This window comes from Kosakonia sp. ML.JS2a (assembly GCF_025642095.1).
Classification (GTDB): domain Bacteria; phylum Pseudomonadota; class Gammaproteobacteria; order Enterobacterales; family Enterobacteriaceae.
The window spans coordinates 151,735-166,666 of sequence record NZ_CP106754.1; the positions used below are offsets into that span (position 1 = coordinate 151,735).

14 protein-coding genes are annotated in these 14,932 nt (G+C 53.4%); 6 read left to right on the top strand and 8 right to left on the bottom strand.

Translation table 11 applies throughout. The annotated features are described in order from the left end of the window. Positions 1-22: 22 nt before the first annotated feature. The gene (locus tag N7922_RS00700; protein ID WP_263098798.1) at positions 23-985 is read left to right on the top strand and encodes a polysaccharide deacetylase family protein; all 963 of its coding nucleotides are present in this window, start codon (positions 23-25) and stop codon (positions 983-985) included. Between the two features lie 24 nt (positions 986-1,009). Next, the gene (locus tag N7922_RS00705; protein WP_263098799.1) at positions 1,010-2,074 is read left to right on the top strand and encodes a glycosyltransferase family 9 protein; all 1,065 of its coding nucleotides are present in this window, start codon (positions 1,010-1,012) and stop codon (positions 2,072-2,074) included. Positions 2,075-2,097: 23 nt separating this feature from the next. On the opposite strand, the gene N7922_RS00710 is transcribed toward N7922_RS00705, so the two are convergent. From N7922_RS00710 to rfaD, 5 genes are read right to left on the bottom strand one after another with little or no spacing between them, the layout of a single operon-like run. Next, on the bottom strand, positions 2,098-3,267 hold the full coding sequence (locus tag N7922_RS00710) for an O-antigen ligase family protein (protein ID WP_263098800.1): 1,170 nt from the start codon (positions 3,265-3,267) through the stop codon (positions 2,098-2,100). After that, on the bottom strand, positions 3,248-4,153 hold the full coding sequence (locus N7922_RS00715; protein ID WP_263098801.1) for a sugar glycosyltransferase: 906 nt from the start codon (positions 4,151-4,153) through the stop codon (positions 3,248-3,250). The genes N7922_RS00710 and N7922_RS00715 overlap by 20 nt, the downstream gene beginning before the upstream one ends. Continuing rightward, positions 4,153-5,121: a lipopolysaccharide heptosyltransferase RfaC gene (gene rfaC / locus N7922_RS00720; protein ID WP_263098802.1), complete on the bottom strand. Its 969-nt coding sequence runs from the start codon at positions 5,119-5,121 to the stop codon at positions 4,153-4,155. The genes N7922_RS00715 and rfaC overlap by 1 nt, the downstream gene beginning before the upstream one ends. A 3-nt stretch (positions 5,122-5,124) precedes the next feature. Beyond that, positions 5,125-6,171: an ADP-heptose--LPS heptosyltransferase RfaF gene (rfaF, locus tag N7922_RS00725; protein ID WP_263101007.1), complete on the bottom strand. Its 1,047-nt coding sequence runs from the start codon at positions 6,169-6,171 to the stop codon at positions 5,125-5,127. Positions 6,172-6,173: 2 nt separating this feature from the next. Further along, positions 6,174-7,106 (bottom strand): ADP-glyceromanno-heptose 6-epimerase, encoded by a 933-nt coding sequence (gene rfaD / locus N7922_RS00730; RefSeq protein ID WP_263098803.1) that lies wholly within the window; start codon positions 7,104-7,106, stop codon positions 6,174-6,176. A 214-nt stretch (positions 7,107-7,320) separates the two neighbouring features. Here rfaD and kbl point away from each other — a divergent pair, with 214 nt between their 5' ends. The 3 genes from kbl to N7922_RS00745 all read left to right on the top strand — a co-directional run bounded on the left by kbl (position 7,321) and on the right by N7922_RS00745 (position 10,500). Further along, positions 7,321-8,517 carry a glycine C-acetyltransferase gene (gene kbl / locus N7922_RS00735; protein WP_263098804.1) on the top strand — a complete coding sequence of 399 codons (1,197 nt, stop codon included), beginning with the start codon at positions 7,321-7,323 and terminating at the stop codon, positions 8,515-8,517. Between the two features lie 8 nt (positions 8,518-8,525). Next, positions 8,526-9,551 (top strand): L-threonine 3-dehydrogenase, encoded by a 1,026-nt coding sequence (tdh, locus tag N7922_RS00740; protein ID WP_263098805.1) that lies wholly within the window; start codon positions 8,526-8,528, stop codon positions 9,549-9,551. 151 nt (positions 9,552-9,702) lie between these two features. Continuing rightward, entirely contained in the window at positions 9,703-10,500 is a 798-nt protein-coding gene (locus N7922_RS00745; protein ID WP_263098806.1) for a glycosyltransferase family 2 protein, read from the top strand. Here N7922_RS00745 and N7922_RS00750 read toward each other — a convergent pair. The 3 genes from N7922_RS00750 to gpmM are packed head-to-tail and all read right to left on the bottom strand — an operon-like array spanning position 10,497 to position 14,252. Next, a complete protein-coding gene (locus N7922_RS00750) occupies positions 10,497-11,426 on the bottom strand; it encodes a divergent polysaccharide deacetylase family protein (protein WP_263098807.1) in 930 nt (309 codons plus the stop codon). The genes N7922_RS00745 and N7922_RS00750 overlap by 4 nt on opposite strands. Before the next feature lie 3 nt (positions 11,427-11,429). After that, the gene (gene envC, locus N7922_RS00755) at positions 11,430-12,695 is read right to left on the bottom strand and encodes a murein hydrolase activator EnvC (protein WP_263098808.1); all 1,266 of its coding nucleotides are present in this window, start codon (positions 12,693-12,695) and stop codon (positions 11,430-11,432) included. Between the two features lie 9 nt (positions 12,696-12,704). Further along, positions 12,705-14,252, bottom strand: a complete 1,548-nt coding sequence (gene gpmM, locus N7922_RS00760; protein WP_263098809.1) for a 2,3-bisphosphoglycerate-independent phosphoglycerate mutase — start codon at positions 14,250-14,252, stop codon at positions 12,705-12,707. 248 nt (positions 14,253-14,500) lie between these two features. On the opposite strand from gpmM, the gene N7922_RS00765 reads away from it, so the two are divergent. Then, positions 14,501-14,932, top strand: a complete 432-nt coding sequence (locus N7922_RS00765) for a rhodanese-like domain-containing protein (RefSeq protein ID WP_061492521.1) — start codon at positions 14,501-14,503, stop codon at positions 14,930-14,932.

A 14,932-nucleotide genomic window follows, 5' to 3' on the forward strand; every position in this document is an offset into this window, starting at 1 on the left:
CACCTGTCCTGAGGAAAACACTGTGCACAAACCTGCATTTCTTATCACCATCGATACCGAGGGAGATAACCTCTGGCAGAAGCACGACAGCATTACGACCGAAAATGCGAAGTATTTGCCGCGTTTTCAGCAGCTTTGTGAAAAATATGGCTTCAAACCCGTATACCTCACCAACTATGAAATGGCCATCGACCCTGCCTACATTGAATTTGCAAAAGATGTGATTGCCAGGGGAACGGCGGAAATCGGTATGCATCTTCATGCGTGGAACAGCCCGCCGACGGTACCGTTAACCGATGATGACTGGCGTTATAAGCCCTATTTGATTGAGTATTCTGATGCGGTAATGCGCGACAAAGTCAGCTATATGACGCAACTGCTGGAAGAGACCTTCCAGACGAAAATGGTCAGTCACCGTGCGGGACGTTGGGCATTTGATGAGCGTTATGCGCGCTTATTGTTGGAGCATGGCTATCAGGTGGATTGCTCGGTGACACCGAAAGTGAACTGGCAACCGGCGAAAGGCGCGCCACAAGGTACGGGTGGTACCGATTATCGCGATTTCCCCCAGCGCGCCTATTTTCTGAATGAAAACGATATCCGCCGTGAAGGGAACTCCTCTCTGCTGGAAGTGCCAATGAGCATCCAGCATAAGCATTCGGCGCTGATGAATAGCATCAAGCAGGGTTACGATCGCCTGCGCGGGAAGGTGCGTAGTCCGTCAGTACACTGGCTGCGCCCTATGGGTGGCAATAACGACACCATGAAGCGTGTGGTTGAGCAGACGCTGGCGCAGGGTAATGATTATGTTGAGTATATGCTGCACTCGTCCGAGTATATGCCTGGCGGCAGTCCCACCTTCAAAAACGAGCACGATATTGAGCGTTTATATGAGGATCTGGACGCGTTCTTCGCCTGGCTGGCGCCAAAAACGCAGGGCATGACGCTTGCGGAATATTATCAATATAAAGTCGCCGCGAAATAAGCGCTTATCGATGAGTTATGCACAATGAACATGATTAAAAAGTTTACGCGCCGGAAGAACGCGTTTTTTCGCTCTATCAAGCTCCATTTGATCAATCGGCGCTACCGCCATAAAGCCGCGCGGGAGGCCTTTCAGCCTCATCGCATTAAGAACGTATTGCTCCTGAGGCTGGATGACAAAATTGGCGATATGGTCATCACCACCGGATGCGCCAGGGCGCTGGCCGAAAAGGGTTACCGGGTTTCAGTGCTCACCGGCCCGTTGTGCAAACAGATCCTGAGCGGCTCTGAGTACCTGGAGAATATTCACCTTCATCGCCCGCGCATGGCGCTTGATGAATTGAAAACCGCGCAGTTTGATGCGGTCATCGATTTTGACGATGTGGTGTCCTATGAGCGTTTTAAACTGCATGCCGATCTCGGCGTGCCGTGTGTCATTGGTTTTAACAAAGACAACTATAAGCTGTTTGATCAGTCGATCCCCTTTTTCGACGAAAACAAGCATGTGACCGAGCGTTACAAAGCCGTACTCAACCTGTTTGGTATCGCCGATGCGCAGTACCACTACCATGTTCCGTTTAATCAACAGGAACACGATAAGCTGCAACGTTTGTTGGGGGATAAAACAGGCGATACGCGCTATGTCGCGATCAATCCCTTCACCGGATCGGAAGATAAAGATTTCAGTCGCGAGCAGGTGGTGAAACTTATCGATGCGCTACATTCGCTGCCTTTTCCTGTAAAAGTCATCATGATTGGGCAAAGCGCGAAGATAGCCAGCCTGGCGCTGGAAAATGTGGTCGTGGTGGAGAACAGCACCATTAACTCGGCTGTGGAGATCGTTCGCTGCAGCGATTTGGTGATCACGCCGGATACCTCCATTGTGCATATTTCCCGCGCTCTGGATAAACCGCTGATTGCGGTTTATAACAAACGGAAGCTGAAAGACACCGGCTTGCCTGGCTATAAAATTTGGGCACCCAACTACGCAAAGGCCCAGCAGATCATCTGCGACACGGATTTTATCTCTGCGATGCCTGTTAACGGTTTAGTTCAGGCGGTGAAGCAGCGGCTGTCTGACTTGCAATAAACAAGGCCCTGATGGGCCTTTTTTTATGATTGTTTTTTCAGACTCCGGCTGATAACAAGACCGAGGGGCAACCAGAAGAGCACCCAGGATTCGCGCGGGTTGTTGATAATGAACATCCCCTGTGAAGACATAAAAATCAGCGCATAAATAAACAGGGCGACATCATAGCGATTATTTTCGCGGAATTTTTTCAGCGCCCGCCACAAGCCTGAACAGATCACCGCCATAAGCAGCGTAAATCCAACAATACCGCCTTTTAACAACGCCCCCAGATAAATACTGTGGGTGGTTGTGATGTGTTCACCGCTGTAGTTGGTGAAATCGAGCTGGTAATCAAAGCCGCGTCCCAGCCAGGGATGGCCAGAAAGCTCTTCCAGGGTATGGTGCCAGATACTCAAACGTAAACCGCTTTGTGAGCCGAGGATTTCGAATCGTTCCATCAGCATCACGCCCGCAGGGGTCAGTACGACGACAGCCGCCAGGATAAGAGCAATAACCAGGCAAATAATGATATTCCTGCGTGTTAATACGCTTCTGTGCAGTGTAAAAATAAACGCAATAAGCAGAGCCAGAATGGGGCCACGGCTTTGGGTGATAATCATCATAATAAGCATGATAATGATAGGGATATAATAAAATTGCTGCCCTTTCTCTTTCAGCAACATGCAGGCGAGCAAGATCCCGACACCGCAATAACCTGCTAAATCAATAACATTCTGCGGACCCGGATTGGAAAGCGAAACCTGGCGTAAGCTCGCCACTAACGAATAATCCGTCGCCAGCGTGTAAACCGACAATACGGTAACACCGGCAACAATGCTGGCCAGCGCAATATGCCGGGTTTTCGGTTCTTCCAGTAGCGTCGTCAGGATCAGTAGGTAGACCACAATATAGAGAGTGTGCGTCAGCACTGATCCCAGGTTGTAAAGCGTGTTACCCCAAATATTGGTCGCAGCATAATACAGCCCCATCAATGCGACCAAAATAAACGTCAGTCGCTTTTTTTCAGTTTTTTCAACAAATTGAAGAAAATTCTCTTTGTAGAACAGTGAAAAAATAAACAGCGCGAAAGAGATATGGAAAAGATTATTCGTCCTGGTGGACATACAGAAAATAGCGCTAAAAAATAAAAACAGTGGAAACACGAAAGCATATGCTTTGCGCGATATCTCACTAAAGGTCAAAATATTCATCAAACGCAACCTTGTGGAATATTGTGTCAGGAATAGCACTTTCCGGGGAAAGATTTACAATTTCTATGTGGTTCTTTTTCATCACCGTTGCCGCATGTGCAAAGGATGGCATTACAACGTTATCAACCTTTTCCTCGAGATAGGAAGGAAGCTTGCTGTCTGATGTTTCATAAAATCTCGGCTGGTTAAAATTGCTCATATCCAGACCCGTGATAACAATCTTGTTAAACCCAAGATAGAAGAGAATTTGTAACGCCCAATACGCTACCGTACCTGCGTCGAATATCCCGTGGCGAATATCGGTACTGAAACAGATATCCTGGCGGGTTTCGCAAAAAGATGCGCCGGGAACAGATTTGTACATTTCCCATTTCAACGCATCGGCCACCTTCGGCTGATAGATTTTGTAGCAGGCATCCTCAATTAAGGCTAAACGGCAGCGCAAATCTGCTGCATGGCGATCCAGGATTTTCGCAATCCCGTGCATGGTGGTGAATAAGAGGATGTTGGGATCAGCAATGACTGAGCGGATGACATCCTGTCGGCGGTCAAAAAACTCCATATCCACAATCACATACAGTGAAAATGTGACCTTACCAGAAAGGAACCAGGCGCCATTGACCCCCATAACCGGGATTGTGCAAGGCAGTTTGCTGAAATCGATAGACTGGGTTGAAGGCCCTGTTGCCGTGAGCAATACCGTGCCTTCGGCGCTGTCTTTAAGCGCGCTGAGGTTCTCAATCGCCACCTCGCGCCCTTTGTAGCGCAAACGCGCAATTTCACCGGTGTCCGCTCTTTCAATTTGAGTATATGGCCAGAGACTTTCGTTATGCCGGAAGGTTCGTGGACGCGTGTATCGGTATATTTGTTTAAAGAGTGAACCCATTAATCTGATACCTGTGTCTTAATCAAGGCGAAAACTTTCTCTGCCGGAATGTTCTCCGTCGCGTTCCCGCTGTCAGGCAAAACAGTATGTTGGTTTTTACCATAACCACCAATCAACCCCGGATCAGTAGGGCCGTACAGCGTCAGGTTGGGCCGATCCAGCGCTGCCGTAAGATGGCTTAACCCTGTATCCACCGATACCACAAACCGTGCTCCTGCGAGCTCTCTCGCCACATTTTCAAGGCTCATGCGCGGCAGGACCTCAACAAAGTCCAGACCTTCGGCCAGCCGTTTGGCTCGCGCTTCTTCATGGGGAGCGCCCCAGGGTAATTTAATGCGCAACCCGCTGCCGGCAAGCAAGGAAAGCAGGGCCCGCCAGTGGGTTTCCGGCCAGTGTTTATCGTCGCGGGTTGTGGCGTGTAAAAAGACAGCGTAAGGCGATCTGGCGGCGTTCCCGACGGCAAAATGCTGCGCAATTGCGTAATCGCCCTGCGTTTGCGGTTTGCTGTAACCGAGGCTTTTCGCAAACAGCTCACGGGTGCGTTCCACCGCGTGCTGCTGCCTGGCAATATGATGGCGGCGATTGTAGAACAGGCTTGCCAGCGGCTCACGCGCGGTTTGCCAGTCCATGCCGTGTTTCACGCCGCGCGCCAGCCTTGTCACCAGGGCGGCGCTTTTAACCAGCCCCTGGGCGTCAATGATCGCGTCATAGTGCTGCAATTGCACGGCGTCGCGAAACGCTTTGCGCTCCGCTTTGACCGGGGCGGAAAACCAGGCTTTGCGCCAGCGGCGGATCGCCACCGGGATCACCCGTTCAACGGCAGTATGCCAGGTGGGGATTTGGGCAAAACCCTCTTCCACTACCCAATCGAAACGAATGTCCGGTATCGCTTGCAGGGCATCGGTCAGCGCGGGCAGAGTATGCAGCACGTCTCCCATTGAGGAGGTTTTAACGATCAGTACCCGCATTGGTTATCCTTCCGCATCCAGCAACAGGCTATTCAACTCTTCCAGTACGCGCTGCGGCGTAATATCGATAAGGCTCTGGTGATAACCTTCCGCGGCATCGCCTTTACGTACCTTGTGATAGCCCGAAATCAGGCGGATCACCCGCGCTTTGTGCGACAGCGGCGGTGTGAAATCCGGGCTGCTTGGGCCATATAGCGCCACCAGCGGGCGATTGAGCGCGGCGGCGACATGCATCAGCCCGGAGTCGTTACTGACCACTGCTTTACAGGCGGCAATCAGCACAACCGCTTGTTCCAGCTGGGTTTCTCCTGCCAGATTACGGCACCATGCCTGCTGTTCCATGCTCAGGGCGGCGAGGATCTCATTACCGGCTTCGTGATCTTTTGCCGAGCCGAACAGGACGACCTGATAGCCTTCATCAATCAGCTGTTTCGCCAGTTCAGCATAGTGATAATGCGGCCAGCGCTTGGCGGGGCCAAATTCTGCGCCGGGGCAAAAACCAATGATTGGGCGTTCAGCGGAAATATTGAAGACCGCGCACACTTGCGACTTCTCACCGTCGTTGACCTGCAACTGCGGCCACAGCAGCGGTTGCGGCAGATCTTTTGCCGAGCGCATGACCCCTTTGTCGTAGGCCAGCGCGACATACCGTTCAACCATCAGCGGCCAGGCTTGCTTGTCCAGTACGCGAGCATCGTTGAGCAGGCCGTAACGCATTTCACCGCGCCAGCCAGTGCGGTGCGGGATCGCGGCAAAAAAAGGCACCAGCGCGGATTTAAAGGAATTCGGCAATACGTAAGCGCGATCGTATCGACGCTCGCGCAGGCTATGACCTAGCTTACGACGGGCGCCAATTTCCAGCGCGCCATGCCCCAGCGGCATGGGGATCGCTTCATTCACTTCCGGCATACGTGATAAAAGCGGACGGCACCACGCGGGTGCCATCACGTCAATTACTGCCTGGGGAAAGCGCGCTTTGAGCGTGCGATAGAGACTCTGCGACATCATCATGTCGCCCACCCATGACGGGCCAATCACCAGAATTTTCATACTTACGCGTCGCGGTTCAGCCATTCCATGTATTCGGTTACGCCTTCGGCGACGGTTTTGAACGGCTTATCGTAGCCTGCTGCGCGCAGGTTGCTCAGGTCAGCCTGAGTAAACGCCTGGTAGCGGCCTTTCAGTTTGTCCGGGAATGGAATGTATTCGATGCTGCCTTTTTTGTGGAAGGCCAGCGTGGCGTCGGCAACGGCCTGGAAGGACTCCGCACGCCCGGTGCCGAGGTTGAAAATGCCGGAAACGCCATTTTCCAAAAACCACAGGTTCACTGCCGCAACATCACCCACATAGACGAAGTCACGTTTAAAGTTATCACTGCCTTCAAACAGTTTCGGGCTTTCGCCATTGTTCAGTTGGGTGTTGAGGTGGAAAGCCACACTCGCCATGCTGCCTTTGTGGCCTTCACGCGGGCCATAGACGTTGAAGTAGCGGAAGCCGACGATCTGCGAGTCTGCTTCTGGCAGGATAGCGCGCACGTACTCATCGAACAGCAGCTTTGAATAGCCGTAGACGTTGAGCGGCTTCTCATATTCACGGGATTCGATAAAGTCAGATGTACGGCCGCCATAAGTCGCGGCAGAAGACGCGTACAGGAACGGAATTTCGCGTTCCAGGCAGTAGTGCAGCAGTTCTTTGGAGTACTGATAGTTGTTGTCCATCATGTACTTGCCGTCCCACTCCGTGGTGGAGGAACATGCACCTTCGTGGAACACCGCTTCAATGTCGCCGAACTCTTCGCCAGACATAATCTGGATCAGAAAGTCTTCTTTATCCATGTAGTCGGCAATGTGCAGGTCGACGAGATTGACGAATTTGGTGCCGTCTTTCAGGTTATCCACCACCAGAATATCAGTGATGCCTTTATCATTCAGGGCCTTAACGATATTGCTGCCGATAAAACCCGCGCCGCCGGTAACGATGATCATAACTGTACCTTTGAAAATGAAGCGCTGAGACAATCTCAGACACGAATAGTACTTATCATACCATCACATTGCCGACCCTTCAGCCATTCACCGGACAACTGCGCGGCTATGCGTGATTTATGCTACAAAATCGATAATGGATGATGTGTCATCTCGTATCACCGTATAGCTTTGGGTAATATGTGCCGAAATTTGCCCTGTCTGGAGAATTGCGATGCGTGGGGATTTTTATCAGCAGTTAACGAACGACCTGGAAACCGCACGGGCGGAAGGTCTGTTTAAAGAAGAACGCATTATTACATCGGCGCAGCAGGCCGACATCACTGTGGCGAATGGTAGCCATGTCATCAACTTCTGCGCCAATAACTACCTCGGTCTGGCTAACCACCCCGATCTGATTGCCGCAGCGAAGGCCGGTATGGACAGCCACGGTTTCGGTATGGCCTCGGTACGTTTTATTTGCGGCACTCAGGATAGCCACAAAGCGCTGGAGCAGAAGCTGGCCGAATTCCTCGGTATGGAAGACGCCATCCTGTACTCCTCCTGTTTCGACGCCAACGGCGGGTTGTTTGAAACCCTGCTCGGCGCGGAAGACGCCATTATCTCTGACGCCCTGAACCATGCTTCAATCATCGACGGCGTACGTCTGTGCAAGGCCAAACGCTACCGTTATGCCAATAACGACATGCAGGAGCTGGAAGCGCGTCTGAAAGAAGCGCGCGAAGCGGGCGCACGTCATGTGCTGATTGCGACCGACGGCGTGTTCTCCATGGATGGTGTGATTGCCAACCTGAAAGGCGTGTGCGATCTGGCGGATAAATACGATGCGCTGGTGATGGTGGATGATTCCCACGCGGTGGGTTTTGTTGGCGCAAATGGGCGCGGTACGCATGAGTACTGCGACGTGATGGGCCGTGTCGACATCATTACCGGTACGCTGGGCAAGGCGCTGGGCGGCGCATCCGGCGGTTATACCGCGGCGCGTAAAGAGGTGGTGGAGTGGCTGCGCCAGCGTTCGCGCCCTTATCTGTTCTCCAACTCGCTGGCGCCGGCGATTGTCGCTGCGTCCATTAAAGTGCTGGAGATGCTGGCTTCTGGCGCAGAACTGCGCGATCGCCTGTGGGCTAACGCGCGTCTGTTCCGCGAAAAAATGACCGCCGCAGGCTTTACGCTGGCGGGTGCCGATCACGCCATTATCCCGGTGATGTTGGGCGATGCCGTGGTGGCACAAGAGTTTGCTCGCGAGCTGCAAAAAGAGGGCATTTACGTCACCGGTTTCTTCTACCCGGTGGTGCCAAAAGGCCAGGCGCGTATCCGCACGCAGATGTCTGCGGCGCATAGCCCGGAGCAAATTGAGCGTGCGGTGGCTGCGTTTATCCGCATTGGTAAACAACTGGGTGTGATTGCCTGAGGACTACGATGAAAGCGTTATCCAAACTGAAAGCGGAAGAAGGCATCTGGATGACCGACGTACCGGAGCCGGAAGTCGGGCATAACGATCTGCTGATTAAAATTCGCAAAACCGCGATTTGCGGGACTGATGTGCACATCTACAACTGGGACGACTGGTCGAAAAAAACCATTCCGGTACCGATGGTTGTTGGCCATGAATATGTGGGTGAAGTGGTCGGCATTGGTCAGGAAGTGAAAGGCTTCAAGATTGGCGATCGCGTTTCCGGCGAAGGTCATATCACCTGTGGGCACTGCCGTAACTGCCGCGCTGGCCGTACGCACCTGTGCCGCAATACCGTCGGCGTTGGCGTTAACCGTCCGGGGTGTTTCGCAGAATATTTGGTGATCCCGGCGTTTAACGCGTTCAAAATCCCGGACAATATCTCCGACGATTTGGCGTCGATTTTCGACCCGTTCGGCAATGCGGTGCACACGGCGCTCTCCTTCGATCTGGTGGGCGAAGATGTACTGGTTTCCGGCGCAGGGCCGATCGGTATTATGGCTGCGGCGGTGGCAAAACACGTTGGCGCACGCCATGTTGTGATCACCGACGTGAACGAGTATCGCCTTGAGCTGGCAAGGAAAATGGGTGTGACCCGTGCGGTAAACGTTGCCAAAGAGAGCCTGACGGATGTGATGGCAGAGCTGGGCATGACGGAAGGCTTCGATGTGGGCCTTGAGATGTCCGGTGCGCCGCCGGCATTCCGCACGATGCTCGACACCATGAACCACGGCGGTCGCATTGCTATGCTGGGCATTCCCCCGTCGGATATGTCTATCGACTGGAATAAAGTCATCTTCAAAGGCCTGTTTATTAAAGGTATTTATGGCCGTGAGATGTTTGAAACCTGGTATAAGATGGCGGCGCTGATCCAGTCTGGTCTGGATCTCTCGCCGATCATCACCCACCGTTTCAGCATTGATGACTTCCAGCAGGGCTTCGACGCGATGCGCTCGGGGCATTCCGGCAAGGTTATCCTGAGCTGGAACTAACAAAAAAAGGGCGCTGGCAGGCGCCCTTTTTTACAACTATCCTCACATTCCCCAATTTTTATTTCGTTTAACCGCACAATTTCCCTACCCGTTTACGTCAAGGCGATTAACCTGTTGAGCAACGGTTTAACTTTGATGTGTGGTCTTCCTTATGTTCAAAGTATCGGTATGCCTGCTGACATACAATTCAGCGCGACTATTACGGGAAGTGTTGCCGCCGCTCATTATTGTGGCGGATGATTTCGTGGTAGTTGATTCCGGCAGTACGGACGCGACGCTCGATATTTGCCGGGATTATGGTGTTAACGTCCATCAGCGTCCCTATGACATGCATGGTCAGCAGATGAATTATGCAATCCGACTTGCGGCTCACGACTGGGTGCTATGTATGGACAGTGATGAGATCCTCGATGATCGGGTGGTCGATTTTATTCTGAAGCTTAAAGCAGGTCATGAGCCGTTGCGCGATCATGCCTGGCGTTTACCACGCTACTGGTACGTGTTGGGGCAGGAAGTTCGTACCTTGTATCCCATCTCTTCACCAGATTTCCCGGTGCGCTTATTTAATCGCCAGTGTGCGCGGTTTAACGATCGCCCGGTGGATGATCAGGTGGTCGGCGCGCTCACCTGCGCGAAAATGCCCGGCCGGGTGCGTCACGATACGTTTTATACCCTGCATGAGATGTTTAATAAGCTCAATGGCTACACGACACGGCTGGTGAAATACAATCCTGTCAGGCCATCCATCACCCGTGGGATCATTAGCGCGATTGGCGCGTTTTTTAAATGGTATGTGTTCAGTGGGGCGTGGCGCGAGGGTAAGGTTGGCGCGGCGACCGGGCTATATGCCACGCTCTACAGCTTTATGAAATATTTTAAAGCCTGGTATGCCCATGCGGAGGAAAAATCCTCCGCGAGGACAAAAGAACATAACAAACGGGTGGTTTAAGCGCGGGGCGTCTTCCACCCTTGCCACTGGTTCCTGAAATAACGAACCAGCGTATTCTCACCAACACTTTCACTCACCACGTTAAAGAAACGGGTGGCGTAAACCGGTGCAGGTTTCTGCTTCGCTTTACAGAGTTTCACACCACGGAAGGGGTTACGCGGCGGCTGAGGTATCACGCCACCGGGCGTTGAGGTATCGGTTTGCGGTTCGTTCAGCAGGCTGCTCGGGCGCACCAGCGTAATATCCGCAGGCAGCGCGTAGATAACCTGCTGCAATACGCGAACGGTCGTCGGGTGTGGATGCCCAATCGCGATAGCGGAACCGTTGCGGCGCGCCAGTTCGACGGCTCTTTCAAACTGGCGGCGGATATCGCCCTCATTTTGCGTATCGTCGAGGAACACCTTGCGCTTAATCACTTTAACGCCGGTGCCGGACGCGGCGCGCACCGCCTGGCTGTTACCGATGGTCATGCTGTCAAGAAAATAGAGGTTATAACGCTCCAGCGCCTGCATCACCTTTTGCATGCCAAACAGGCTGGAGGTCATCGCGCTGCCCATATGGTTATTCAACCCGACGGCGTAAGGGACTTTGCTGACCGCATCGCTGATGATTCGTTCTATTTCCGCACTGCTCATGTCCGGGCGCAGGGTGTCCTTTTCCAGCGGTTGCTTACTGAGGGGCGCCATGGGCAGATGGATCAACACTTCATGACCGCTGTTATGGGCTTTGGTCGCCATTTCCCGTGCATGTGTTGCATTGGGCAGAACCGCGACAGAGACGGCGGACGGCATAGCCAGCACCTGGTTTTCCGTCTGCGGGCGATAGCCAAAATCGTCAATAACGATGGCCAGTTTTCCGGCGATAACCGGTGAAGAAAATGCCAGCACGCTAGTAAGCGCGAGAAAAAGACGACGAAATTGAAGCAAAACTTATCTTCCCAACCACGGTTGTGGATTGACCGCCTGACCCTGACGGCGAATTTCGAAATAGAGTGACGGTCGGCCCTGACCGCCACTACTGCCAACGAGTGCTATTGGTTGGCCTGCGCGCACCTGCGTTCCCACGCTGACCAGTGCACTCTGGTTGTAGCCATACAGGCTCATATCGCCTTTCCCGTGCTCAACCACCACCACCAGACCGTAGCCTTGCAGCCAGTCGGCAAGAATAACGCGGCCATCGGCAACCGCTTTGACTTCGCTGCCTTCAGACGCACCGATAACAATCCCTTTCCAACGTAGCTCACCCTGCAACTGTTCGCCATAGCGATGCAGTAATGGGCCGCGAACAGGCCAGACAGCCTGGCCTGACGGTGAGCCAAGCCCTCCGGTGCGGGACATCAGCGAACGTTCGCTTTCGGTGGGTTTGTAGGTTGTGCCTTTGCGGCTGGCGTCTTTCTGACGGTCCCGTACGGCCTGCGCTTCACGGGCTTCACGCTCGGCGCGGGCTTTTGCTGCCGCTTCCGCACGGGCCAGACGGTCGCGCAAACGTGATTCGTTGGCGCGCATTTCGCTCAGTTGCTGCTGGCCTTCCTGAATAGATGATTCAAGGCCATTCAGGGTTTTTTGCCGCTCACTGCGTGCCTGCTCCAGCTTCGCCTGCTGGGCTTTTTGCTCATACAGCAGCGTCTGTTGCTGGCTCTGTTTTTCTTCCAGTTCCGCTTTTTGCGCTGCGACCTCTTCGCGGGTCTGCTTCAACTGGGCGATAGTTTCCTGTCGCGCCTGGTTAAGATAGCCGAAATAGGCCTGCAAACGCTGACCGCGCTGGCCCTCTTCACCACTTAAAATCAGTTGAATGCCCGAATGTTCACCCTGACGGAACGCGGCATCGAGTTGTGCGGCAAGATTACGCTCCTGGGTCGCGCGCTGGCGTTCCAGTTTGGCAATTGACGCATTCATCTCATCAATTTGTTTATTGAGCTGGGCGAGGGTGTTTTGCGTTTCGTGTAGCTGACGTGCGGCGGCGGAAATCGCCTGTTCTTGCGCCTTTAGCTGGGCGAGAAGACCGGAACGTTGCTGCTGTTGCTGGCGTACTGCACGCTCTTTCTCGGCAATATCGGCCTGAATAGATTTGAGCTGGTCGCGGTCATCCGCGTGGGCGGATACGGCGCACAGCAATGCGCCAGCGCAGAGTGCGCTGGCGCAGAGCAGGGGACGGAGCCCGCCCCATGTAATTGAAAAAATCGCCTTTCCCCTCATGGGGAGCGATTATTCCACGATGAACAGCGGCTTACCAGTCATCTCTTGCGGGATTTCCTCTCCCATCAGCGTCAGCATGGTCGGCGCGATATCAGAGAGTTTGCCGCCTGCGATGGCGTTCACGGCTTTGTCGCCAACGTAGATCAGCGGCACCGGCAGGTTGGTGTGCGCAGTGTGCGCCTGACCGGTTGACGGGTCGCGCATCTGTTCAGCGTTGCCGTGGTCTGCGGTGATCAGTAACTGGCCCCCCGCGGATTCAACCGCTTTGACGACCTGCTCAACGCAGTGATCCAGCGCTTCGACGGCGGCAACTGCTGCATCAAACACGCCGGTATGACCGACCATGTCGCCATTCGGGTAGTTACAAATAATGGTGTCGTATTTGCCACTGGTGATGGCAGCAACCAGTTTTTCGGTCAATTCCGCAGAGCTCATTTCCGGCTGCAGATCGTAAGTTGCCACTTTCGGGGAGTTGATCAGGATACGATCTTCGCCCGGGAACGGCTCTTCAACGCCACCGTTAAAGAAGAACGTCACATGTGCGTATTTTTCCGTTTCGGAAATACGCAGCTGGGTTCTGTTTTTCTTCGCCATCCATTCGCCGAGCGTATTCGCCAGAGAGGCTGGCGGGTAAGCAACCGCTGTTTTGATGTCGGCGGCATATTCAGTCAGCATGACGAAATCGCCCAGCTTAACCACTTTCTTACGCGCAAAACCGTCAAAGTCCGCATTAACGAACGCACGGGTAATTTCGCGCGCGCGGTCGGCACGGAAGTTCATGAAAATCAGCGCATCGCCATCTTGCATGGCGGCGTCCGGCTGACCTGCCGCGCGGATTACGGTGGCTTTCACGAATTCGTCGTTTTCATCGCGCGCATAGGCTGCCTGCAAACCGGCAACGGCGCTATCGACAGTGAACTCGCCTTTGGCCTGCGTCATCAGGTCGTAAGCTTGCTCAACGCGATCCCAGCGGTTATCGCGGTCCATAGCGAAATAACGACCGATAATAGAGGCTACGCGGCCTTTACCAAGTGCGGCGAATTTGTCTTCGAATTTTTTCAGTGAAGACTCAGCGCTGCGCGGCGGGGTATCACGTCCGTCGAGGAAAGCGTGCAGGTAGATTTTTTCTGCGCCGCGTTCCGCCGCCAGTTCCACCATCGCCATGATATGGTCTTCATGGCTGTGCACGCCGCCCGCAGAGAGCAGGCCCATGATGTGCACTGCTTTGCCAGCGGCAACGGCTTTGTCCACCGCGCCGGACAGCACCGGGTTGCTGAAGAAGGTGCGTTCTTTGATTTCCACATCCAGACGGGTCAGGTCCTGATAAACAATACGACCAGCGCCCAGGTTAACGTGGCCGACTTCGGAGTTGCCCATCTGGCGATCCGGCAGGCCGACTTCGAGACCGGATGCGTCAATCAGGGTATGAGGACGGTTTGCCCACAGTTGATCCATCACCGGGGTCTTTGCGTTGAAAATAGCGTTATCCTGCTGGTCTTCACGGTAGCCGTAGCCATCCAGAATCACCAGTACCATAGGTTTTTTAGAAACCGACATTGCGACAACCTCATGCTCAAAGACAAAAAAATTTTGCGTAATTTTACTACAGCTGAATCGATCAAATAGCCTCAGAAGATCAAAAAAAGCGCCTGCGCCGACGCCTGTTTTCACCGCCTTTACTCATTTTTTTCGTAACACTCCGCAGAAAATGCATTCCATCGCGCTCGCTGGCTGTATTTGCCACACTGCGCAGGTATACTCCTTTCCTGGTTTTTTTATCACTCAGTCGGGAGTCGTTACCCCAGATGCAAGAAATTATGCAATTTATCAGCCGCAACCCCATACTGTGTATCGCCTGGGTCGCGTTACTCGGGGCAGTGCTGTTCACCACTTTCAAAGGCATCGCGTCTAAAGTGAAAGTGATTTCTCGCGGCGAAGCCACGCGTCTTATCAATAAAGAAGATGCCGTGGTGGTGGATCTGCGCCAGCGTGATGATTTCCGTAAAGGTCACATTGCAGGTTCCGTGAATTTGCTGCCAAACGAGATCAAAGCCAATAATGTAGGTGAGCTTGAGAAACATAAAAGCGCGCCGGTTATCGTGGTTGATGGCACCGGCATGCAGGCGCAGGCGCCAGCAAATGCGCTGACGAACGCAGGCTTCGAGAAAGTCTACGTACTGAAAGACGGTATCTCTGGTTGGATCGGAGAGAACCTGCCGTTAGTTCGCGGTAAATAA